Source organism: Paraburkholderia fungorum (assembly GCF_902833645.1).
GTDB classification, from domain to species: Bacteria; Pseudomonadota; Gammaproteobacteria; order Burkholderiales; family Burkholderiaceae; genus Paraburkholderia; species Paraburkholderia fungorum.
Genome location: NZ_CADFGE010000009.1, coordinates 86,518 through 103,440 on the forward strand (window position 1 = coordinate 86,518; position 16,923 = coordinate 103,440).

Genomic DNA, 16,923 nt, shown 5'->3' on the forward strand with positions numbered 1-16,923 from the left:
AGTCAATTGATCAGCGAATCCCTAAGGCGTCATCTTATCGATCAGACGAATGTCTTAGGGCAATCTGTGTTGTTCGATGGCCGAGACTCACGAAGCGGAGCCCGGCGGTCACCCAGCAAGTTGTCTCTCAACTTCGTCGCGCATCGCGGAAAAGTGAATGGGATCGCTTTTTTCTAGCGTGAGCCCCATCATCACAGCGACATGGGCTGAAAACGCTGCGAGGTCACCTGAAGCGAAATGCCGACTGAGCGTATGACGCTTGGTGAGCAGCTGATTTACGCCTCGGTATATGTAGATGGCGGGGGCGGGAAGCTGGGGGACAGCAGACGCGAGAATGGTGTCGATCTGTTCCACCGGCAAGGAAGATGCGGTCGTATCGCTATCGGCGTCGGCGAGAAGCGTCATACGGTTGACCGACTGCCCAAATTGATCAGGGGCTTGCCGGGAAAAGTGCGCTCCAAGCCGGCCCGCGACCACGGTCGTTGCCAGATCCTCGATGGTGTGCGCAACATGGAGCGACAAGATTTGCCCGCCCGGTACCGCCATTGTGGCCAGCGCACACGGTAGCCCAAGAGCTTTAACCCGAGGCACGAGTGCCTGCAGGCGCTCAGCGAGCGCTGTCACGGCGGCGAGAAATGTTTCCTGAGTCAAGATGGGTCTCAGTCAAGTTGCTTGCGCTTTGAAATTTTCCAGAGGAACACCCGATCCTCGGGCTAAGGCGGTTGGGTTTAGCTCAAGCGAAAGACCGCCCCATAACAGGCAGAGAATCGCGCGCGTTCTGACGTGCCATAGGAAGTTGGGTTCCGGTGTCAGCGTAGCCGTCCAGTCACCTCAAGGATTTGCACGGTCTGCCGTTATCACTATGATACGTAGGACGGTGGTTTTTTGCGGCACTACTGCGTATCATCATGATACCACTGGATCGTGATATTTTGAGGTAGGCCGTGACCCCCGAACAGTTCAAGGAAATCCAGGCGGATCTGGGATGGACCCACGCTCAGTCCGCCGCAGCGCTCGGTCTGTCAGAAGTGAGCATAAAGCGCATCGCTACGGGCACGCAGGTTATTACGGAGCAGACCGCACGAATGCTGGTAGGGCTCTTGTTGGTGCACAAAGAAGGATTAGCAAAGAAGTACACGAAGCTCCTTTTAAAGTATCATGGTGATACTATAATCGGAACTCGTTGACACACGGAAAAGTATCGTGACTGAATCGAGCACGCCGACAACTGCTCAGCCTGAGGGCGAGTGGGAAGAATTCTGTGCAGGCGAATGTTGGTGGGCCGGGGTGGTGCTGTGGCTATGGGAAGCCACATGGGCCGCTCCCCGGCTTGCGATCGCCGATGATGAGGACTTAGGCGAGTGGCGCTATGTGCGCGGTGACAAGCTTAACGACAATGACGAGGCATACCCTACGCATTGCTGCAAACCCGTTGCGCCGTTGCCTCCACCGGGTGTCTCAGCAAAGGAATAAAAAGTGAAAGCCATTGCAGATGCGCTACGCGCTGGGCCAAACGAGTTTTTCTTCCAGTCACCGGACGGCAGGGTGGTCGATCCTGTGCAGATAAAGGGGGGATTCGACGTGCGAACGTCGGTGGCCGAGACGTGCACGTTCGAGCAGGTTCTTCAGCAGTCTGCGGACTGGTGCGCAAATAATCCGGCATGGATACGGATTTGCGATCTGCCCGACGGTTACAGCGATTCGCTGTACGTGCGGTGGAACGAGTTGAGTGCCGCGCAGCAGCGGCGCTGGGGTAGCGAGTTTGGTTACCAGGAGTTTGCAACCAAGCGTTGCAAGGTGCCGTGCGGCGTTGTGTCGGGCAAAGGCGAGTTCTACGAGCGCATTACCGATGTACCACTGTTCCACAATTCGATGGCGGTTTTCCGTGTCGGTGTGAACAAGGCCAACGCTATGCGCGCAGCGCGCACAAAGTGAGCTGGATGTACGAGATAGCGAGATGACACAGAAACTGTATTGGCGCTGGGAAACCGGAGCGGGTTGCTCGAGAGGAATTGAATCTTCGAGAAGCCAAATATCCAGCGCGTACCTTCTCGCTGGAGTCGTAGAAGTAAGGAAAATGTGATGCCTTCGGACAAGAAGCCGTGGAAACCTACGTTGCCGCCTCCCGTGACGTGCCCCGAGAAGACTGAATGCAAGTTCTATCAGGCGCTCAAGTCGGGAGAAAAATGTCCCGTCCAAGGTTGCGGCCGGCGTCGCACGCTGTGAGAGAGAAGTATCGTGAGAGAAGACCTCAAGGCCGCTGTTCTAATGATCCTGAGCACCCTTCCCGAAGGGGCCGAATTTCGGTTCTTCTGGAAAGACGGATCTCAGCATATGAGTTTCAAAGTCGGCGACGAGCCGGCCCAAGTCGCCCGGTTGAGTCGCGCGCCGAACGGCGTTGGGGTTGTCGTACCGGCAGCGCTGCATTAGCTTGGGGCCGGACCGTAACAAGCTAAACCTGACGCAGCTAGGCAGCTCGAGTACGGCAAGCTTCTTCCCGCGAGGAACAAGTTTCACTTCGGCCTGCCTCTCGCCGAATAACCACGGAACGCACATGCACGAGTTGACCACCGCTTTCGCCTTATGCACTGTGCAGGCATTGATGGACACGTCACTGGCTCTCACCTATGCCGACCCTCACGGGGTATCACGTGATGCCGCACGTCGTGCGCGAGATGCGATGGAAATTGAAATGGGATCGAGCGGCCGCTCATATTCCGCGGCGGAACGTTTGATGCTCTTCATAGGCGACGTTCGGTGGTTGTCGGATTCACTATATGACGAGCACGGGGTTTGCCGCTTTCCGGTGGAGAGGATGCTCCCATCTCATCAACTGCCCGCTACTCACGCCTTGTCTCGGCTGACGCGGGATATGGATCAGGCCGAATCCGAATTGAGAGGTCCGCGCGACGGTAGGAGGTTAGGGGAGGCTTCATCCCTTCGTTACCTCGCGAATCGTCTGGAATCGGTCGATAGTGTCGATACGCGCGCGCTGGCGCAAAAGGTACGAGCGGTCCTCAATGGTCCCGATCTTGCCGCAGCGGAGAGGGAAGGTTTTTACAATTGTCTTTGGGCTGGCGTAACCCGATCGCTTGATCGGGAGGACTTCGCGCCTGAGCATCGGGATCTCCTTTCTGCGCTCGAGGTCGAGCTGGCTGGCCACGTGTACGGGTCGCGACTTGCGGAGGGGAAACTGGTGCGCCGGGAGTTCGCGCCAGGCGCGGAGGTGAAAACACGCGGAATCTTCCGTCGCTTTTTTGCCAGCTAATTTTTCGGAAGAGACCGGAATATGGATTCGACGTTGAACTGGCAAAAGCGACTCATTCGCGGGCGCGAAGCGAGCGGCGTGATTAAACTCGGGTCTAGCGAGTCGGCGCCGGCGCCGACGTCACGCAACTGGAAGTCGCCGTTCGGAGGTGTCATTGAACGGGCGGTTGCCGCAAGTGCTGAAGAGCCCGGTGACATCGTAGAAGTCGATGATCATGGTGCTGCCCGTGTTGTCGGTCGTCGTCCCCGCGTAGCGGGGGCGCCGAGCGACATCTCAGAACAAGCCATCAGGGCGCGTCTTAGAGCGATTTACGGCGATGAGGCATCGAGGCTCGGCGACGTGAAAGCCGGGGCGAATGTTGTTGTGTTCCGTAGGCTCAATTCATCGTCATAAGGAAGCGTTGACATGAAATTCCGTCAGGTATCAGGTGTGGCGCACTGCATCGGCTGCGGTTGCCACGATTATCAAGCTTGCGAGTGCGGATGTTGGTGGCTACGAGTCGATTACGCGGCTGCCGTAGGTGTTTGCAGCGAGTGTGAGGAGCATCTGGCTCGTTGGGAAGCCGGCGATCGCAGCCGCGAGGCAAAGTCAAGTCCGGCACCGGTGTAGCGCCTTGGAAAGCAGGAAGAGGATGATGAAAAGGACTTTCAAAAGCGGTTTGGTGATCGGCGGCGGACTTGGAGCGAGTACCGTCATGTTCGCACTGGCGTTGTGCGAAGGCTTCACGTCCGTCATGGAACTCGGCGCCGTCTCAATCGTTGTGGGCTTGGTGGCAATGATGTCCGTTTCGCGCCTTCCCTCGCCGCGCGGCTGACCATCGGAAAAGCGGCTCCGGCCGCATAGCAAGGAAACTCTTCAAATGACCGCGCTTTCAATTTTCTCAGAAGACCTTGCATTGAGCGCCGTAGAGCAACGTTTTGTCTCGGCAATGCTGAGCGCGAGCCCAGCGGCGGCGTCCGGCGAGTTGATCAACGTCTCAATGGCTACGCTCGCGGCAGCGGTTAAATCGGAGTTGGAGCCGGAAGAACTCGAAGAACCGGATGTGCAGCAGATCCTTTTGAACGGTGCGGAAGTCGTCCTCGCTGGCCTTCTTCGACAAGCTCGCCTTTTAGCTGGAGCCGACGAGTCTACGACTACTTCGTTTCGGGTGCTGGACGAGATTCGGTTTCGCAAGGGAGCCGAATTGGTCGAGGTGCGATTGGGACAGGCGTTCCTGCAAATGCTCACGTACATTGCGGACAATCGCCGTGTGCAGCTTTTTTAGGTCGGAAAAGACGCTATGAATCATTCGTCGGAAGGTCAGCAGCCGCGCATCGAAGGCGTCCCGGCAAGGGACGGCTACTACTGGTACTACAAGCGTGGTGCTGTGCTGCCGAGCTTGGTGATGATCGGTACGCGTGGCACCGAGCGAATAATCAAGGAGGGCCCTGCGAGCCAGCGGTGTTGGTTTCCCGGCGAGTTTTTCGTGGGGCCGATCGAGCCGCCGGTTGGCACCCCGGATGCCCTTGCGCGGAGCGAGGCCAGGCACGGCGAAGAGATTTGGATTGAGCCGGTAAGCGGTCCGGCAGTGACCGCCGATTAGGACTGTAAAAAAACGGAAGTCTGCGTATGACGGTGCGGACCTTGAAAACGGTGCTGCTTGCGGCTTTGCTAGTTGCAGGCCTGTCGGCCACCGCCGAGCGCGTGTGGCTGGTTAATGCCCCGGTCTATCCTCGCTTTCTGGCGACTGACCTTGGCAATGTCGATGTCGCGCGCCTGCAGGAACTACACAATGCGGCGTGCAAGCACGACGCGATCGAGGTGTATCCGAAGCGTGGGGTTTGGATACTGCGCTGCGGCTTCGCGTATTACGGCGCGCACACGTATGTTAGCCATGCCGATCCCCTCGAGGCATATCGGTGACGAGAATGCCAAGAATGTTCCGGGGCTCGGGCTTGCTTACGTCGAGATGGATGCGAAGTGGGTGAGAGATTCATCGAGGGCCGTGTGTCCATATGGGCAGACGTGCCTGCACGGAGGTAGCGGGCAGCGATCAAACTGAAGGAAAAGCAGAGCCCGCTGTCCAACAATCAAGTACAACATAGCCATATGAAAAAGCTGGTTCTCTACCACTGCCGTCTACGCCGCGCTCCACTCCTGGTCCGGGTCATCGTTGCCGCCGCGGCACTGCTTGTCGCCGCCCTGGTGAAGGAAGCCCTTCGCCCGGTCTGGGCTCATTTTTATCTGGCTCCGTCCATGATGGATTTCGTCGTGACGATGCTGGAATTCCCGGTAGTCGCTTTCTTCGCGAGCCCGGCAGTTCGTGGGCTGCCGGCCTCTCCTGAGGCCCCCGCGAAGCGGGTGCCGCTTGAGACCGACTTTGCGGCGCACAATCCTTTCAGCATGCGCCTTACAGACGACCTAAGGGCCGATTCGGCTATCGGCGAGCCGTGGGTTGATACGCGTGTCGGTGACGACTTGAACCGCTAATCGGTAAAGTGAACCATGTCTAAATTGACCTCAGCACTCGCACTGCGTGCGGCGATTAACTTGCTTCGCGACTCGGCCGAATCGCGCAAGATGCCCTCTGGCGAGCCATTAGATGACGCCAACGTTCAGTTGCACTTCGATGCTGCGGATACTCTCGAAGAGTCCTTGTCGGACCTTCGAGACCACGAATAGGAAAGCCATGAACGAAGATTTTGCGTACTCGAAGCGCATGCACTTCGAGAAGACGGTCAAGCCGGCGCAGCGGAAGGAGCGGCGTGAACTCGCTATTGCCTTGGTTGGCATCGCGATATTTTTCGCGGGCGCGCTCGATGGGGACATTTCCGCCAGGGTGCTCGACCATGCTGCCGGGGTAATGCTCGCAGTCGTGATGACGTGGGCGATGCTACAGATGAGTTGTGTCCCGCAGACTCGGCAGGATTCGTAATGCTGCGCCCGGTATCAAAGCGGATTGCTTCCCGAATGTGGTTGGTGCTGGCCGGGCTGTCTGTGGCTGAGACGGTCGGGCTGTTCGTCCTTGCTCCGTACTGGAACGGCGGCGCCATCGCCGCAGAGATTCACGGACTCGCGTGCTTCGTCGCGGGCTTCGCCGTTTCATTTCTGCTGCTCGGCATATCCGAGCCCGGTACCAGGTGGTCCACCAGGGCGAATCGGTATATGTTCGCCGTAATGGGCGGACTTGCGTTCGATGTGGTCGTGACGTGGGCACTGTGGGCGGCGGGGTATCCGATTGTGAACGGGACGATCCAGCGCGGTTTAATGGGGCAAAACTACTGGCTCGGCCCGGTGATTCTTGCTTACGCAGTGGTCGTCTGGCTGATGTACCGCGCCGCGCTGGCGAAAGAGCCACGCCAAGCCCGGCCGAACTGAGGACGGAACAGAGCCATGCTATCCGTAGAACGATTGCATTTCGTACTGATCGCCGCGGCGATCACGGCGGCCGTGATGGCGCTCGCATTCGGCCTTGGCCTGCTGATCGGTAAGCTGGGCAAGCGATAGGAAAAACACTTTATGAAGACACTCGCTTTCGTTCTTCGATTTCACGCGCTGCAATTTGTTCTCGGTCTAGGCCTGGTTGCGGGCGCAATCGGGATGCACTTTTCCTACGTCCCGACGCCGGCCGGCGCGCCCTACGAATCCATCGGGGATATGGTGCATCCGTGGTTTGAGGTCATCGTTGGAGTTATCGGCTTGGGGTGCGTTGTTTCGGCGTGGCTCAAGGGTCGAACGCTCCGCGCGAGTTGAACGACTGGAAAAGCATGATCTCAATCCGAGATTTCAGGGATATTGTCTTGGCCGCACGACCCGAACCGGAGCTTCGATTCACATTCGAGACGGTGGGTGGACCTGGTGTCCATGAGGCGCGCTGGACGTTCCCAGGGTCAAAGTACAAAGGCGGTTCGGTCATGCTTATTCATGGCACCTATGAGTTGGCGTTCGGCATGGTATCCGGCGACATTGATGCGTGGACTCCCGAAGCCAAAGCGTACGACCGCGACGGCCTTATAGGTTACCCAGCCAAAAGTTGCGTACAGCGTGGCGATAAAAGTTGAAGGGACCGCTCCTTTTAGGGGTCTCTGGAATGTACTCAAATGCAACGGCGACGCATAGGAAAGAAATGAACTTGACGATGATTATATCCATGCTCGGGCTTGCTATCGCCTTGGCCTCGCTCTGGATCTCCCTCACGGCCGGGTCGCGCAGAGAGCGCGTCCAGATCGAGATTAGCCGCAGCACCTATCTCGATTCCGAGGGCAAGGAGCGAGTGTCCTATTCCTTCGGCCATGGGCACCCTAAGACAGTCCTCGACCGCTTTCGCATAGCGCAGGCGCGCAGGCGTTTCGACCGTCTGTCTCGGGACAACAACCCTGTCGCTTGACGTGCCGAAGCGGGTCGGAAGAGGGCCGGGGAAGGTTTGAGGGGATTGAGGCTGGGAAACGAGCGTCGGGGTCAAGACAAAGGTGCCGGGACAAATAGTTTGACTTGCATGTGAAACTTTGCTCCTTGAGGCCGTATACGGTTGTATCCGTGTCGTGCCGCCGAGCTCCAGACGCCGCCGGGATAACCGGGACGGTCCCAACGATCGCCGAGGCGCCTCGCCACGGAAAAGAGTTTGGCGCGAGCGCGCGAAATGGCCCATAGGCGTTAAAGAGAACATGATGAAAAAAACACTCATTGCAAGCGTTTTGGTGTTGACAACGACGGCTGCGTACGCCGCGTCCATCACGCTAGACGCCGGAAAGTCGCTGAGGCAGCAAACGAAAACCATCGCGGCGAACGCAGGATACACGGTGTTGTGGAAGCTCGACGTAGATGCGCCCGCTGGTGAATCCGTTCATCCATATGCGCGCTGGCAAGACGCGATCTACGGTGCTACAAAGCAGCTTTCGAAGACGACGACCGCTGACACGAAAATCGCCGATCTGGCTGCCCCGGTAGTTTGCGATGGCAGCAAAACCATCGTTGTCACAACGCTCGGCGATGCCCGGAACATTGTGCGTGCAGAGCCAGGCTGTCAGGCGCTGAAGTGACCGGTGATCAAATATCGGAAAGGGTGCAAAAAGTGAAGGAGCTACTTGATTTCGTTGGCAGTGATTTTGGTTCAGGTGCATCGGCAGGCATCTGCGCCGGATTGATCGGTGTAGGCGCCATGCTCGGCAGCTTCGCAATGAGCGCATTCGGGCTGGTCGGGATGGTTTGTGCGCTGGCAAACTACTCGGTTCGCAGAGCGTCGACTCGCGGATAGCGCGCGAGCGACGCGAAACAGGAGCAGTCATGGGGCATCAGATGAATCGCAAAACGATCTTGCTCGCTATCGCGATGGTGGTCCTCCCGCGAATCGGGGGAGCGCACGGTTTGCCAGCTTCCGAAGTGGAGGCTTCTTGTCAAAACGTAAAGGTCAGAGACGATCATCAAAAGTGCCTCAAAACCCTTGGCTCCATTGAGCTTCGCTCATACACGGTCGCCGTTGAAATTGCAGGCAAGCCCTTCACCATCAACCTGGAGGATGGCGGCTCGCCAAACGGAGCAAGTGCTGAGGGCGTGACGGTACAAATCATGGCTCAGCCCTCATTGCATGATGGCGCGCTCAAAGGTCTGCTGTTCGTTTCGGACGAAAAGGCAGATCCCTCCGAGAAGGGCTGGTTCGGTCCGCCTGCTCCGGTTGTTATCCAGAGCGATTTGCCGGTCGTCGTGACGACTCCGACGGGCAAGCGAGTCACGATGATCGTGCGTAACATTCAGAGCTCGGAAAGTTGACGATGACACTGAAATTCGTTCTTCAGGATCGGGTCCACTTCATCGGAACGGCGATCCTTCGCGGAGTGGTCTTCACCGGGGTCGCGAAATTAGTATCGGCCGCACGGCGCCGCTAACCACAGAAAACGACGATGCGCACTTTGCGACCAAAGGCGGTCCCGCCGGATAGCTGGAAAGGATGGCTGAGGGAAGGCATTTCTCTGGCATCGAAGAGAGTATTGATGAACGCCGCCTTGACTGTGGCGTTGTTCGCTCTTCTGTCGCTATTGCCGCAGCAGATAGGGTCAGCACTGATGTTTGTCCTGTCGCCGGTATTATTGGGCGCATTTGCGGTGCTTGCGCAAAGCGCTGATCGAGCGCGCCCGGCTGGCCGAGCCTTGCTGGATGCGCGTGGCGGCCTGTTGAGGATTCTAATTTTCTCGACCGTTACGCTTGCCGCGATAACCGCTGTTGCCGGGCTAGCGGAAATCGCGGCTGCAACTTTCCACGTGAAGGCCAACCCCATGCCCCAAGCTCAAACACTGGGCTCGTTCGCAATGGGCGATGACGCCGCTGTCACGTCGGCGATTTGGATCACACTACCTTCTATGTGGTTCGCAATCCCGCTTTTCGCGATCTCGTGTCCGCCAGTCCTCATAGGGACTGACTTGGCGTTCGACGCGCACGACTCAAATATGTTTATCTGGCGCCTTACTTTGGCCTTCGCGGTCGTTTCCATCGTTAGCACTCTTGCATTGGCGGGATTCTCGGCTGTTGCGCTGTACCCCATAGCGGGAGCTACGATGTACGTCAGTTTTCGCGATGTTTTTCTTGGTGTTCCTCCGGTGAAATCGGAGGAATTTGTACCCTCAGTAGCAGTATCGCTGCCGTCATTTCCTCACGAGTGATCGGAAGTTTCGGAGATACTAACGCGGAGTGCCCAACGCACTGCTGCGACCCAGTGGCACCCATGCCTCCAGCAGCCTGAAAACAGGAAGGAAGAGAGTAATGAAAAGAGCTGAAACGCGGTCTGGCAATGTCGGTCCTATGCTCGTCGTCCCGGTGTTCCAATTTTTCTGTTTTGCCCTAATGCTCCTGATTTTCGGGGCGGATATGGGCATGCTCATCGTTGGGAGGGAACCCGTCTCTGCTGTGTGGACGATGGCCTCGATCGCGTGCGTTGTGTTGAATGGCTTTTTGTTGTTCCGAAAAGCCACGTGGCTGCAATCTAACTGATCGCGAAAAGCGGGCTGGACGGAACGAGGAAAAGCTATGAATCGAGGAATTCTTTTAACGAGTGTTCAAGTTGCCAGAAAGCTTCTTCCGATTTCTGACGAGTGGACGCGCGCACTCGTGGCGGCCGCGCTGGAGGAAGTCACGAGGTGGTATTTCGGCGAGTACGACGACGTGAAGTCCGTCGTGATCGATCGTATGTCGGTGGTGAAGGAAATGCTCGAAATGAGCATACCGACGGGAAGTCGTGATCGGATCGTCGCTGAGATAGAGGTGCTGAATTTCGAGTGCGAATGGATTGGTTCTCGCTTCGAGACGAAGGTTGCTGGCTTCAAACTGACGCTGCACTGACGGATAGGAAAACCTGTATCCCGGCGGAAAGGAAAAACGATGACGACCTGTTTGGTTTGACCAACGGACCAGCCAGGGCAATTATCGCAGCGATTTCGCTCATCGTTTTCGCCAATAGCGGCGCCGGTCGCTAAAATGACTGGCCTACCCCTCGTCGGCTTCGTAACAGGTCTCGTGGCGTACTGGATCCCGAAACGCCCTTTCGCGCGAAACGGTACTCACGAATCGGGAAATCTGCAGTGTCCATCGAAAAATTGTCCGCAACGCAGCTTGCCCGTAGATGCAATACATCTGCGGCTGAAATTCAGAAGAAACTCGTACATCTTGGGTACATTGAGGTCCGAAGTGGACTGCACTACTTCACCTATCTAGGTCGAAGCGCTGGCGGCGAATATCGCAAGAACCACGCTGGCGCAAGTGATGCGGACGGACACATGGTCTGGCCTATTGATCTTCCGCTGGCAGATGCCACTCGGCCCAACAGCAAATAACACGGAGCACCATCGTGAACGTTCTAAACAACGAAAAGGCCGTGGCGATCCTGCGTGAGGCCGCTGATAAGCTCAGTGCGATCGGCGTAGCGTGGGATATGCAGACCGGCCTTTCAACGCACGGCGCTTCAATCGCATTGATCGCATCCTCGACGGAGGAGGGTGTCGCGGCAGGATACGTAGCCAGCTTCCTGGGCAATGAGTTGACCAACGTTGCCCCAAAGCGCTTCGCACAAGAAGTGGTAGACCATCTTGCACACCGCGCCGTCGAAAGAGCACAGCGGCCAGCGATTTGACTGGGTGCTACGCGGGGGCACAAACGAAGCATCGAAAGTCGGCGCTTGCATTTCAGTGGGGAAAGGATCGTCAATGGACAGGCCTCCGGGAGTTTGGCGCCGTCCGACGTATGAAGCTTTTCAGGCGGTCATTTACGCCGATTGACAATCTGTTTTTGACGCAGGTGCTTCCCGATTATGGCTATGCCGATGCACGATCTACTACCGCGGCGTTGTGAGCGCGAAAAAAAACCGGTGCGGAGCACCGGCTGAATGTTCTAGCCATTTCCGAGGGCCGTGCTAGAACCTGAGAGAAGGGTATCTTAGCGCACCTGCGATCGGCTTGATCCTTCGAGTAACGGGCGAAAAGCAGCTTTATTCGAAGTGCCGCTGCCCTTGGGCGACTCGGCATTCTCAGGAGCAGATTTTTTGCCCGTCATGCATCAGGATGGCGGGCATGGGCAACGCCCACGGACCACATCGCACGCTGCAGGCAAGCGGACCGCCATGGCCAGTAAGGGCAGAAAGCGGTAAGCTGAATGCGCGCATCTAGATCATCGGCCGGTCACTGCGCGCCAATCCCACGCGAAGCGTAAGTTGCCAGGATGGCGGATCGGGCGCAGGAAGCCGATCGCACGCAGGCGTACCAGCCAGTCGGCCGGGGCCTCGTGCGTGCCACGCGGTGGGGCGCCACGCTCGCGCAGTTGCGCTTCCGCATAGTCGCGCCCCTGATCTCCTGAGCGCAGCTTCGACAATGCGCGTTCACTCGCGATTTGTCCGTCCGGAGTCAGTAACAGCGTTCGAGGCGACGACATGCCGCGCCAGACACAGCCGCTCGCGCGATAGATCACGCCCGTGTGCGATCGCTTCACGAGTTGCCCGCCAGCATCGCGCCGCTCGACTGGATCACAGTAGGCGACTACACCTTGGACTTCGGGAAGATTCCGGCGCATCAGTCGATGCGCGCGGGCAATGAACCACGATTCCGCGTTCGAGACGCCGACTTCGGGCGTATCCAGTAGCACCAGGCGCCCGAGCTCGACGCCGTGTGCTGGCGCCAGGCCCGGGAGAACGGAGGGGATCACGCTCTGTGTCATCGGTACGGAGTAGACCGCAACGCCGCCCAGATACTCGCGGCCGAAACGCGGCTTGACCATCAGGCCGACGCGGAATCGCGCCGCCGGGAAGCTGTGGCTGTAGTGATGCTGCTCGACGAATGCCCGGGCGTCTTTTTCGGGAAGGTCAACGACTTCGGCGCACGAGGGATTGAACACCTCACCGGGAGGGCGATATCGCACCTTGCGATTGTTCCACCGCTGGCATTGAGTTGTGGCCACCTCGAGGGCCAGTGTGAGCTGCGCGGACATCGCGGACCTTGGAGACATGAGATTGGTCCAGGATAAGGCGTCGGATTCTCAACGCAACCTTCTGAAGATGCATTACGATTGCAGCCCGCGCGGCGAGGCGCTACTGTCACTCTCTGAGTTCGGCCCTCGTGCACATCACCCCTCAAGCTGGCTATGAAGCGATTTACAGTTCGAAATTCCCCCGTTCACGGGAAAGGTGTGTTTGCTCTACGCCCTTTGCGTGCAGGAGAGATCCTCGTCGAGTACAAGGGAAAGCGAATCCGTTGGCGACAAGCGGTACAGGCACACCTAGCGAAGGGCAGATCGGGGCACACGTTTTTCTTCGGTCTGTCCGACGGGAGGGTGATTGATGGCGCCAGAGGTGGCAATAGCGCGCGCTGGCTAAACCACGCCTGCGAGGCCAATTGCCAGGCTTTTGAGGTCGATGGCCGAGTGTTTATCGAAGTGGCGCGAGATGTTGGCCCGGGCGAAGAGCTGTTCATCGACTACGGCCTGCAGGTAGATGAACCGGCAGATGAGGCGACACGTGAGGAGTACGCCTGCCGGTGCGGTGCGAACAGGTGCCGCGGTACGATGCTCGACGTCAACTGACTGACTATGGCGGCCGCCGACGTGCTGAGCGGCGGCCCAGTGCGGCCTATTCCAGTCCCAGGATGCCCGGTGACTTGATGCGTTGCTCGTAGAAGGCGCGGGCCGCGCCGGAATAGTAGCCGATCCGGCCGCACTGCCGGCAGCGGAAGCGATGCAGATCGATGTCCTCATCGAGGCTCTCGGTATGCGTATGGTACATACCGGTCGCCTCGCCAGAGTAGGGGTCCTTGACCTCAATCCATGCCTGCCATTCCCGGTAGTGCTTGCATTCCATTTCAGTCTCTGCTGCCCTTCACCTGTTATTGACGCGCCAGTAGGGATGCGAGCAACCGCGAGCACTTTTCGTTTGCGCGACGCGCGCCACCCGAATCGCGCGTGAGGAATGCGCTCATACCGGCCCGTGTCGAGCCCAGGATAGCCCGGTGTTGCGAACCGTCGTCGTGCAATGCGGTCATCAGCCCCGAGACTGATTTGCCGGTCGACGGCGGGAAAGTCACGACGTCGACGTTCGTGCGGTGCTGTTCAACTGTGCCGTCGCGCACGTCGATATAGAAGGTCGATTCGTTGCTTTGCATGATGGTTTCGCTCCTATTCACGATCACGTTGGTCACAACGCGATCAGTTTTTGACGTCTTGTTAGTACCCTAGCAGATCCCGGGCGGCGCGCTTCGTCGCCGGAATCACGTCGCGTTCGATGAACGTCCGCCCACCAGTATCGACGGCAACGGTTGCCACTGTCAGCGTCCCGTCACCGTTGTACAGCGTCGGCTCCGGACGATCATGATCGTTGATCCATGCGATCAGACGGGCGACGCGAGCGGCGGTTTTGTAGGCGGCGTAATGCGCAATGTTATTTGCTGCCTGGGCATCACGCGCGCAACGCCCACAGCAGGCTACCCCGAGCGTGATCGCATATGTGAAGTCTCCACCCAATGTTTTGCGGGCTTCGGGCTCCGGCATGTCATCTATCCAGAAATCGAAATCGCTTGCCATTCTGTGTATCCCTATCGTGGTGGGCTGTCAGCCGGCAAGACCGTGTTCGCGACATTCCTCACGAACATCGGCAATCATTTCTCGGTCAATCATGCGGTAGGTATCTTCGATCGAAATTGCATCAGCCTCGTAATCCCGTTCTTCCTGGTACTTGGCGTCCGACCATTCGGTATAGGCATCGAAATTCGACTCGAAGAGTTTTCGAAACCGCGGTATTGCGACCAGGAATTTCTGTCCGCGGCAGGCCGCGTCGCCATACTGCCGTTCGTGCTCCGGGGGCCAAACTGGATTCCCGTACACGGCCGAATGTACGAACACCTTCTCCCCAAGGTTTCCGACAAACCGGGCTCGGATACGCTGGGGAAGGTGGAACGCAGCGAAGTTCACGAGTGCTTCGTGAGACTCGCGATACCAGTTATCAGCGAGTTTCAGGCGTTCGGTATTGGTCATAGTCTTTGTTCGCGGCTTTCGGTGTCGCTCGTTGATCGAATATCGCGTGTTGCCAGCACGGCTTCGCGCCTGGCTCGCCAAATTCCGCTTGCCTCGCGTCGGTCAACTTCAATCGCGCCGAGCAGCAACGCCGCTGCACGGCGGCTCGCCGTCAGGTCATAGTGGGGCGCAACCTTGTGAAGCTGAAACCACATCCGGCGCATGCCGATTCGCTCGGCGAAGACGTGGAGTTCCTCCAGATCCAAACTGTCCGTGAACATGTGGCAGCTACGGACCTCACGGCCTCGCATCTTCCAGCCCCAACTCTCTAGCGCATCCACGTAGATCGCCATGACGCTATTCTCCGTTTTCCTGTTGCATCTACATCCAGACCTGCGGTGAAGCGCTGCCGCTAACCCTGCGACCCTGTTGTCTGGCAACCTCGTCACTGCTTCTGCAGGCCGTCGTCGTCATTGACCGGCGCGAGGCAGCCAAACTCGATTTCCGTGTCGCCGCAGAAGCGTTCGCCGCGAAAACCGATCATCAGGCGTAGCGCCGCGCGGCGCAGGCGCTCGTTGTTTCGCTCGGCCTGCGTGAAGCCCGCGGCATCCATCGCGCCCATGAGCAGATGCAGTTCATCGTTCGTCACGCTGCTTCTCCCCGTGCTTTGATCGTGTCCGATTCAGAGCCGTCGGGGGCATCCATGCGAAGGGGCGAGCCGATCAGCCCCTGCCGGCGCAGGTAGTCCAGTGCGCGCTCGACAAGGGCGTTCTCCGGCGCAGATCTACGCAGCGAATGGACGAGCTGCTTGACCAGCATCGACAAACTGTCTACTCGCGGATCTGCCGGCGCCACGGATGCGGTGGCGACGGTCGGATCGACAGCCTCAACCACCTTGCGCAACTGCGGCGACAGACCGTTGTACCAGTCGCGGAAAGAAACTTCGTCGCCGACCGGTGCGCGCGCCTGGGCAGTAGCCGCCACTCCAGCGCCTCCGGCCAGCGGCTCCATCAACAGACGCCGGAGTGCGCGGCGGGTGTCCGCTAGGCTTTGGTGCGGCTTGCCCTTGCCTGCCGCATACGCCTGGTCAGCCCAGGTGTGTGCGGCGTCGAGGCAACGGTTCACCCAGTCGTCTGTGATCGCGGCAGGAGGTGCGTCTGTGAGCGACGCGAACAATTGCGCCGCGAGGCGCTCGCGCAATTGTTCGTCGCGCGAGCCATTCGCCAGCGTCACACGGATCTCGTCGTAGTTCTCTGGGTGCGGGTCGCCCGCCACACGATGGATCAGCGTGCCATCAAGGCGCCAGCCTTCAGGCGGCGGATCAAGCGGTTCGGTAACAGCGATGCTCCTGCGGCCGCAGGAAGGGTAGGGCTTCACGTATTCGTTCATTCCTCGTCGTCCTTGTGGTCGACCTTCGAGGTCGGTTGAAATGCATCCGAAGCGTGCAGGTGCGGCAGGCATTCCGACTTGTCGGTCGCCGCGCATTGGCACGACCGCAAGCGATGGCCAGTAGCATGACTCGGCGCATCGGATAGACTGCCCCAAAAAAGACTAAATGCAACCGCATATCGGGATCGGAACGGATGCCACCTCGTGTGAAGGAGCATTCGTTCTAAGGCACCGGAAAGAAGAAAACCCGCGACGAACCGAAGTTCGTGCGGGTTAAATTTCGGATGGAAGGTTTCGGGGCCTAGTGATCAGCCTTGGGTGCAGGCCATGTTGCTGACCTGCCAACTGCCGGAGCCGCTCGCGCGAACGAGGTTGAAACGGCAGACCCGATCGAAGCCGCCGCGCTGCGGAGCTGCAACAAGAACATCGGCCCGGTCTTCGGAGTGCCTTGTGGCAGCCGGGGCATCTGTGTCGGAGACGGTCAGATACTTCGGTGCGATTCCGGTCGCCGTGCTCATGAAATCGACAGCAGCCTGCTCTGCAGATTGCTGCGACGCATGGGCGGCCGAAGCGAGCGCCATCGTCGACGCGACGATAACCAGGCCCGAAAGAAACGACTTGCGATTGATGAATGCATTCATGATGAACTCCTTTTGCCAGTAAAGGCTGTGAAAAAGGAGTCGGGGCGAATCGCCCGGTTGATGCTGAGTCTCAACGAAGCGTATCGCTTGGTGGACACCTTCATGAACATTGAAGACGGGGCGTGGTGCCGATCTAACGGCTGATTGCGAGATTAGCAGATACCGAAGTAA

At 58.4% G+C, this 16,923-nt stretch carries 31 protein-coding genes; 21 read left to right on the forward strand and 10 right to left on the reverse strand.

Annotated elements, in window-relative coordinates; genetic code table 11:
• Positions 1-108: 108 nt before the first annotated feature.
• On the reverse strand, positions 109-651 hold the full coding sequence (locus HWX91_RS25560) for a hypothetical protein (protein WP_028195632.1): 543 nt from the start codon (positions 649-651) through the stop codon (positions 109-111).
• A gap of 293 nt (positions 652-944) precedes the next feature.
• On the opposite strand from HWX91_RS25560, the gene HWX91_RS25565 reads away from it, so the two are divergent.
• The 20 genes from HWX91_RS25565 to HWX91_RS25660 all read left to right on the forward strand — a co-directional run bounded on the left by HWX91_RS25565 (position 945) and on the right by HWX91_RS25660 (position 11,363).
• On the forward strand, positions 945-1,187 hold the full coding sequence (locus tag HWX91_RS25565; protein ID WP_028195631.1) for a helix-turn-helix domain-containing protein: 243 nt from the start codon (positions 945-947) through the stop codon (positions 1,185-1,187).
• 16 nt (positions 1,188-1,203) lie between these two features.
• Positions 1,204-1,473 (forward strand): hypothetical protein, encoded by a 270-nt coding sequence (locus HWX91_RS25570; RefSeq protein WP_127837855.1) that lies wholly within the window; start codon positions 1,204-1,206, stop codon positions 1,471-1,473.
• Positions 1,474-1,476: 3 nt separating this feature from the next.
• Positions 1,477-1,935 (forward strand): hypothetical protein, encoded by a 459-nt coding sequence (locus HWX91_RS25575; RefSeq protein WP_052660688.1) that lies wholly within the window; start codon positions 1,477-1,479, stop codon positions 1,933-1,935.
• Between the two features lie 619 nt (positions 1,936-2,554).
• Entirely contained in the window at positions 2,555-3,268 is a 714-nt protein-coding gene (locus HWX91_RS25580) for a hypothetical protein (protein WP_028195629.1), read from the forward strand.
• A gap of 631 nt (positions 3,269-3,899) precedes the next feature.
• Positions 3,900-4,082, forward strand: coding sequence for a hypothetical protein (locus tag HWX91_RS25585; protein ID WP_028195628.1), 183 nt, complete (start codon positions 3,900-3,902; stop codon positions 4,080-4,082).
• Positions 4,083-4,127: 45 nt separating this feature from the next.
• Positions 4,128-4,532 (forward strand): hypothetical protein, encoded by a 405-nt coding sequence (locus HWX91_RS25590; protein ID WP_028195627.1) that lies wholly within the window; start codon positions 4,128-4,130, stop codon positions 4,530-4,532.
• Positions 4,533-4,547: 15 nt separating this feature from the next.
• Complete coding sequence (locus HWX91_RS25595) at positions 4,548-4,850, forward strand: hypothetical protein (protein ID WP_028195626.1); 303 nt, start codon at positions 4,548-4,550, stop codon at positions 4,848-4,850.
• A gap of 41 nt (positions 4,851-4,891) precedes the next feature.
• Positions 4,892-5,170: a hypothetical protein gene (locus HWX91_RS25600; protein ID WP_127837856.1), complete on the forward strand. Its 279-nt coding sequence runs from the start codon at positions 4,892-4,894 to the stop codon at positions 5,168-5,170.
• Positions 5,171-5,356: 186 nt separating this feature from the next.
• Positions 5,357-5,737, forward strand: a complete 381-nt coding sequence (locus HWX91_RS25605; RefSeq protein ID WP_028195625.1) for a hypothetical protein — start codon at positions 5,357-5,359, stop codon at positions 5,735-5,737.
• A gap of 199 nt (positions 5,738-5,936) precedes the next feature.
• Positions 5,937-6,182 (forward strand): hypothetical protein, encoded by a 246-nt coding sequence (locus tag HWX91_RS25610; RefSeq protein ID WP_028195624.1) that lies wholly within the window; start codon positions 5,937-5,939, stop codon positions 6,180-6,182.
• Entirely contained in the window at positions 6,182-6,625 is a 444-nt protein-coding gene (locus HWX91_RS25615) for a hypothetical protein (RefSeq protein WP_028195623.1), read from the forward strand. Before HWX91_RS25610 ends, HWX91_RS25615 begins: the two co-directional genes overlap by 1 nt.
• Before the next feature lie 141 nt (positions 6,626-6,766).
• On the forward strand, positions 6,767-7,000 hold the full coding sequence (locus HWX91_RS25620) for a hypothetical protein (RefSeq protein WP_028195622.1): 234 nt from the start codon (positions 6,767-6,769) through the stop codon (positions 6,998-7,000).
• Between the two features lie 14 nt (positions 7,001-7,014).
• Positions 7,015-7,308: a hypothetical protein gene (locus HWX91_RS25625; protein WP_028195621.1), complete on the forward strand. Its 294-nt coding sequence runs from the start codon at positions 7,015-7,017 to the stop codon at positions 7,306-7,308.
• 65 nt (positions 7,309-7,373) lie between these two features.
• Positions 7,374-7,634 carry a hypothetical protein gene (locus HWX91_RS25630; protein WP_028195620.1) on the forward strand — a complete coding sequence of 87 codons (261 nt, stop codon included), beginning with the start codon at positions 7,374-7,376 and terminating at the stop codon, positions 7,632-7,634.
• 277 nt (positions 7,635-7,911) lie between these two features.
• Positions 7,912-8,286: a hypothetical protein gene (locus tag HWX91_RS25635; RefSeq protein WP_028195619.1), complete on the forward strand. Its 375-nt coding sequence runs from the start codon at positions 7,912-7,914 to the stop codon at positions 8,284-8,286.
• Positions 8,283-8,501 (forward strand): hypothetical protein, encoded by a 219-nt coding sequence (locus HWX91_RS25640; RefSeq protein ID WP_127837857.1) that lies wholly within the window; start codon positions 8,283-8,285, stop codon positions 8,499-8,501. The genes HWX91_RS25635 and HWX91_RS25640 overlap by 4 nt, the downstream gene beginning before the upstream one ends.
• A 29-nt stretch (positions 8,502-8,530) precedes the next feature.
• Entirely contained in the window at positions 8,531-9,013 is a 483-nt protein-coding gene (locus HWX91_RS25645; RefSeq protein ID WP_028195618.1) for a hypothetical protein, read from the forward strand.
• A 221-nt stretch (positions 9,014-9,234) separates the two neighbouring features.
• Entirely contained in the window at positions 9,235-9,900 is a 666-nt protein-coding gene (locus HWX91_RS25650; RefSeq protein WP_028195617.1) for a hypothetical protein, read from the forward strand.
• 364 nt (positions 9,901-10,264) lie between these two features.
• A complete protein-coding gene (locus HWX91_RS25655) occupies positions 10,265-10,576 on the forward strand; it encodes a hypothetical protein (RefSeq protein ID WP_028195615.1) in 312 nt (103 codons plus the stop codon).
• A 505-nt stretch (positions 10,577-11,081) separates the two neighbouring features.
• A complete protein-coding gene (locus HWX91_RS25660) occupies positions 11,082-11,363 on the forward strand; it encodes a hypothetical protein (RefSeq protein WP_028195614.1) in 282 nt (93 codons plus the stop codon).
• A gap of 533 nt (positions 11,364-11,896) precedes the next feature.
• Here HWX91_RS25660 and HWX91_RS25665 read toward each other — a convergent pair.
• A complete protein-coding gene (locus HWX91_RS25665; RefSeq protein ID WP_102857296.1) occupies positions 11,897-12,709 on the reverse strand; it encodes a Mom family adenine methylcarbamoylation protein in 813 nt (270 codons plus the stop codon).
• 153 nt (positions 12,710-12,862) lie between these two features.
• On the opposite strand from HWX91_RS25665, the gene HWX91_RS25670 reads away from it, so the two are divergent.
• The gene (locus HWX91_RS25670; protein ID WP_028195613.1) at positions 12,863-13,300 is read left to right on the forward strand and encodes an SET domain-containing protein; all 438 of its coding nucleotides are present in this window, start codon (positions 12,863-12,865) and stop codon (positions 13,298-13,300) included.
• Positions 13,301-13,346: 46 nt separating this feature from the next.
• Here the strand turns inward: HWX91_RS25670 and HWX91_RS25675 are convergent, their stop codons facing one another.
• From HWX91_RS25675 to HWX91_RS25710, 8 genes are all read right to left on the reverse strand, one after another.
• Positions 13,347-13,574, reverse strand: coding sequence for a hypothetical protein (locus HWX91_RS25675; protein ID WP_028195612.1), 228 nt, complete (start codon positions 13,572-13,574; stop codon positions 13,347-13,349).
• 25 nt (positions 13,575-13,599) lie between these two features.
• Positions 13,600-13,875 carry a hypothetical protein gene (locus HWX91_RS25680; protein ID WP_127837858.1) on the reverse strand — a complete coding sequence of 92 codons (276 nt, stop codon included), beginning with the start codon at positions 13,873-13,875 and terminating at the stop codon, positions 13,600-13,602.
• Positions 13,876-13,936: 61 nt separating this feature from the next.
• Positions 13,937-14,293: a hypothetical protein gene (locus tag HWX91_RS40515; protein ID WP_208459045.1), complete on the reverse strand. Its 357-nt coding sequence runs from the start codon at positions 14,291-14,293 to the stop codon at positions 13,937-13,939.
• A gap of 27 nt (positions 14,294-14,320) precedes the next feature.
• On the reverse strand, positions 14,321-14,743 hold the full coding sequence (locus HWX91_RS25690; RefSeq protein WP_028195610.1) for a hypothetical protein: 423 nt from the start codon (positions 14,741-14,743) through the stop codon (positions 14,321-14,323).
• Positions 14,740-15,075, reverse strand: a complete 336-nt coding sequence (locus tag HWX91_RS25695) for a DUF4031 domain-containing protein (RefSeq protein ID WP_042274451.1) — start codon at positions 15,073-15,075, stop codon at positions 14,740-14,742. The genes HWX91_RS25690 and HWX91_RS25695 overlap by 4 nt, the downstream gene beginning before the upstream one ends.
• A 92-nt stretch (positions 15,076-15,167) precedes the next feature.
• Positions 15,168-15,371: a hypothetical protein gene (locus HWX91_RS25700; RefSeq protein ID WP_028195609.1), complete on the reverse strand. Its 204-nt coding sequence runs from the start codon at positions 15,369-15,371 to the stop codon at positions 15,168-15,170.
• The gene (locus HWX91_RS25705) at positions 15,368-16,111 is read right to left on the reverse strand and encodes a hypothetical protein (RefSeq protein WP_028195608.1); all 744 of its coding nucleotides are present in this window, start codon (positions 16,109-16,111) and stop codon (positions 15,368-15,370) included. Before HWX91_RS25705 ends, HWX91_RS25700 begins: the two co-directional genes overlap by 4 nt.
• Before the next feature lie 308 nt (positions 16,112-16,419).
• Positions 16,420-16,752 (reverse strand): hypothetical protein, encoded by a 333-nt coding sequence (locus HWX91_RS25710; RefSeq protein ID WP_028195607.1) that lies wholly within the window; start codon positions 16,750-16,752, stop codon positions 16,420-16,422.
• Positions 16,753-16,923 lie beyond the last annotated feature (171 nt).

Bases quoted from the DNA above. Each gene is read 5' to 3' on its own strand.
- HWX91_RS25580 (WP_028195629.1), top strand. From the start codon at position 2,555: ATGCACGAGTTGACCACCGCTTTCGCCTTATGCACTGTGCAGGCATTG.
- HWX91_RS25585 (WP_028195628.1), top strand. From the start codon at position 3,900: ATGATGAAAAGGACTTTCAAAAGCGGTTTGGTGATCGGCGGCGGACTT.
- HWX91_RS25590 (WP_028195627.1), top strand. From the start codon at position 4,128: ATGACCGCGCTTTCAATTTTCTCAGAAGACCTTGCATTGAGCGCCGTA.
- HWX91_RS25595 (WP_028195626.1), top strand. From the start codon at position 4,548: ATGAATCATTCGTCGGAAGGTCAGCAGCCGCGCATCGAAGGCGTCCCG.
- HWX91_RS25605 (WP_028195625.1), top strand. From the start codon at position 5,357: ATGAAAAAGCTGGTTCTCTACCACTGCCGTCTACGCCGCGCTCCACTC.
- HWX91_RS25610 (WP_028195624.1), top strand. From the start codon at position 5,937: ATGAACGAAGATTTTGCGTACTCGAAGCGCATGCACTTCGAGAAGACG.
- HWX91_RS25615 (WP_028195623.1), top strand. From the start codon at position 6,182: ATGCTGCGCCCGGTATCAAAGCGGATTGCTTCCCGAATGTGGTTGGTG.
- HWX91_RS25620 (WP_028195622.1), top strand. From the start codon at position 6,767: ATGAAGACACTCGCTTTCGTTCTTCGATTTCACGCGCTGCAATTTGTT.
- HWX91_RS25625 (WP_028195621.1), top strand. From the start codon at position 7,015: ATGATCTCAATCCGAGATTTCAGGGATATTGTCTTGGCCGCACGACCC.
- HWX91_RS25630 (WP_028195620.1), top strand. From the start codon at position 7,374: ATGAACTTGACGATGATTATATCCATGCTCGGGCTTGCTATCGCCTTG.
- HWX91_RS25635 (WP_028195619.1), top strand. From the start codon at position 7,912: ATGATGAAAAAAACACTCATTGCAAGCGTTTTGGTGTTGACAACGACG.
- HWX91_RS25645 (WP_028195618.1), top strand. From the start codon at position 8,531: ATGGGGCATCAGATGAATCGCAAAACGATCTTGCTCGCTATCGCGATG.
- HWX91_RS25650 (WP_028195617.1), top strand. From the start codon at position 9,235: ATGAACGCCGCCTTGACTGTGGCGTTGTTCGCTCTTCTGTCGCTATTG.
- HWX91_RS25655 (WP_028195615.1), top strand. From the start codon at position 10,265: ATGAATCGAGGAATTCTTTTAACGAGTGTTCAAGTTGCCAGAAAGCTT.
- HWX91_RS25665 (WP_102857296.1), bottom strand. From the start codon at position 12,709: ATGTCCGCGCAGCTCACACTGGCCCTCGAGGTGGCCACAACTCAATGC.
- HWX91_RS25670 (WP_028195613.1), top strand. From the start codon at position 12,863: ATGAAGCGATTTACAGTTCGAAATTCCCCCGTTCACGGGAAAGGTGTG.
- HWX91_RS25675 (WP_028195612.1), bottom strand. From the start codon at position 13,574: ATGGAATGCAAGCACTACCGGGAATGGCAGGCATGGATTGAGGTCAAG.
- HWX91_RS25680 (WP_127837858.1), bottom strand. From the start codon at position 13,875: ATGCAAAGCAACGAATCGACCTTCTATATCGACGTGCGCGACGGCACA.
- HWX91_RS40515 (WP_208459045.1), bottom strand. From the start codon at position 14,293: ATGGCAAGCGATTTCGATTTCTGGATAGATGACATGCCGGAGCCCGAA.
- HWX91_RS25690 (WP_028195610.1), bottom strand. From the start codon at position 14,743: ATGACCAATACCGAACGCCTGAAACTCGCTGATAACTGGTATCGCGAG.
- HWX91_RS25695 (WP_042274451.1), bottom strand. From the start codon at position 15,075: ATGGCGATCTACGTGGATGCGCTAGAGAGTTGGGGCTGGAAGATGCGA.
- HWX91_RS25705 (WP_028195608.1), bottom strand. From the start codon at position 16,111: ATGAACGAATACGTGAAGCCCTACCCTTCCTGCGGCCGCAGGAGCATC.
- HWX91_RS25710 (WP_028195607.1), bottom strand. From the start codon at position 16,752: ATGAATGCATTCATCAATCGCAAGTCGTTTCTTTCGGGCCTGGTTATC.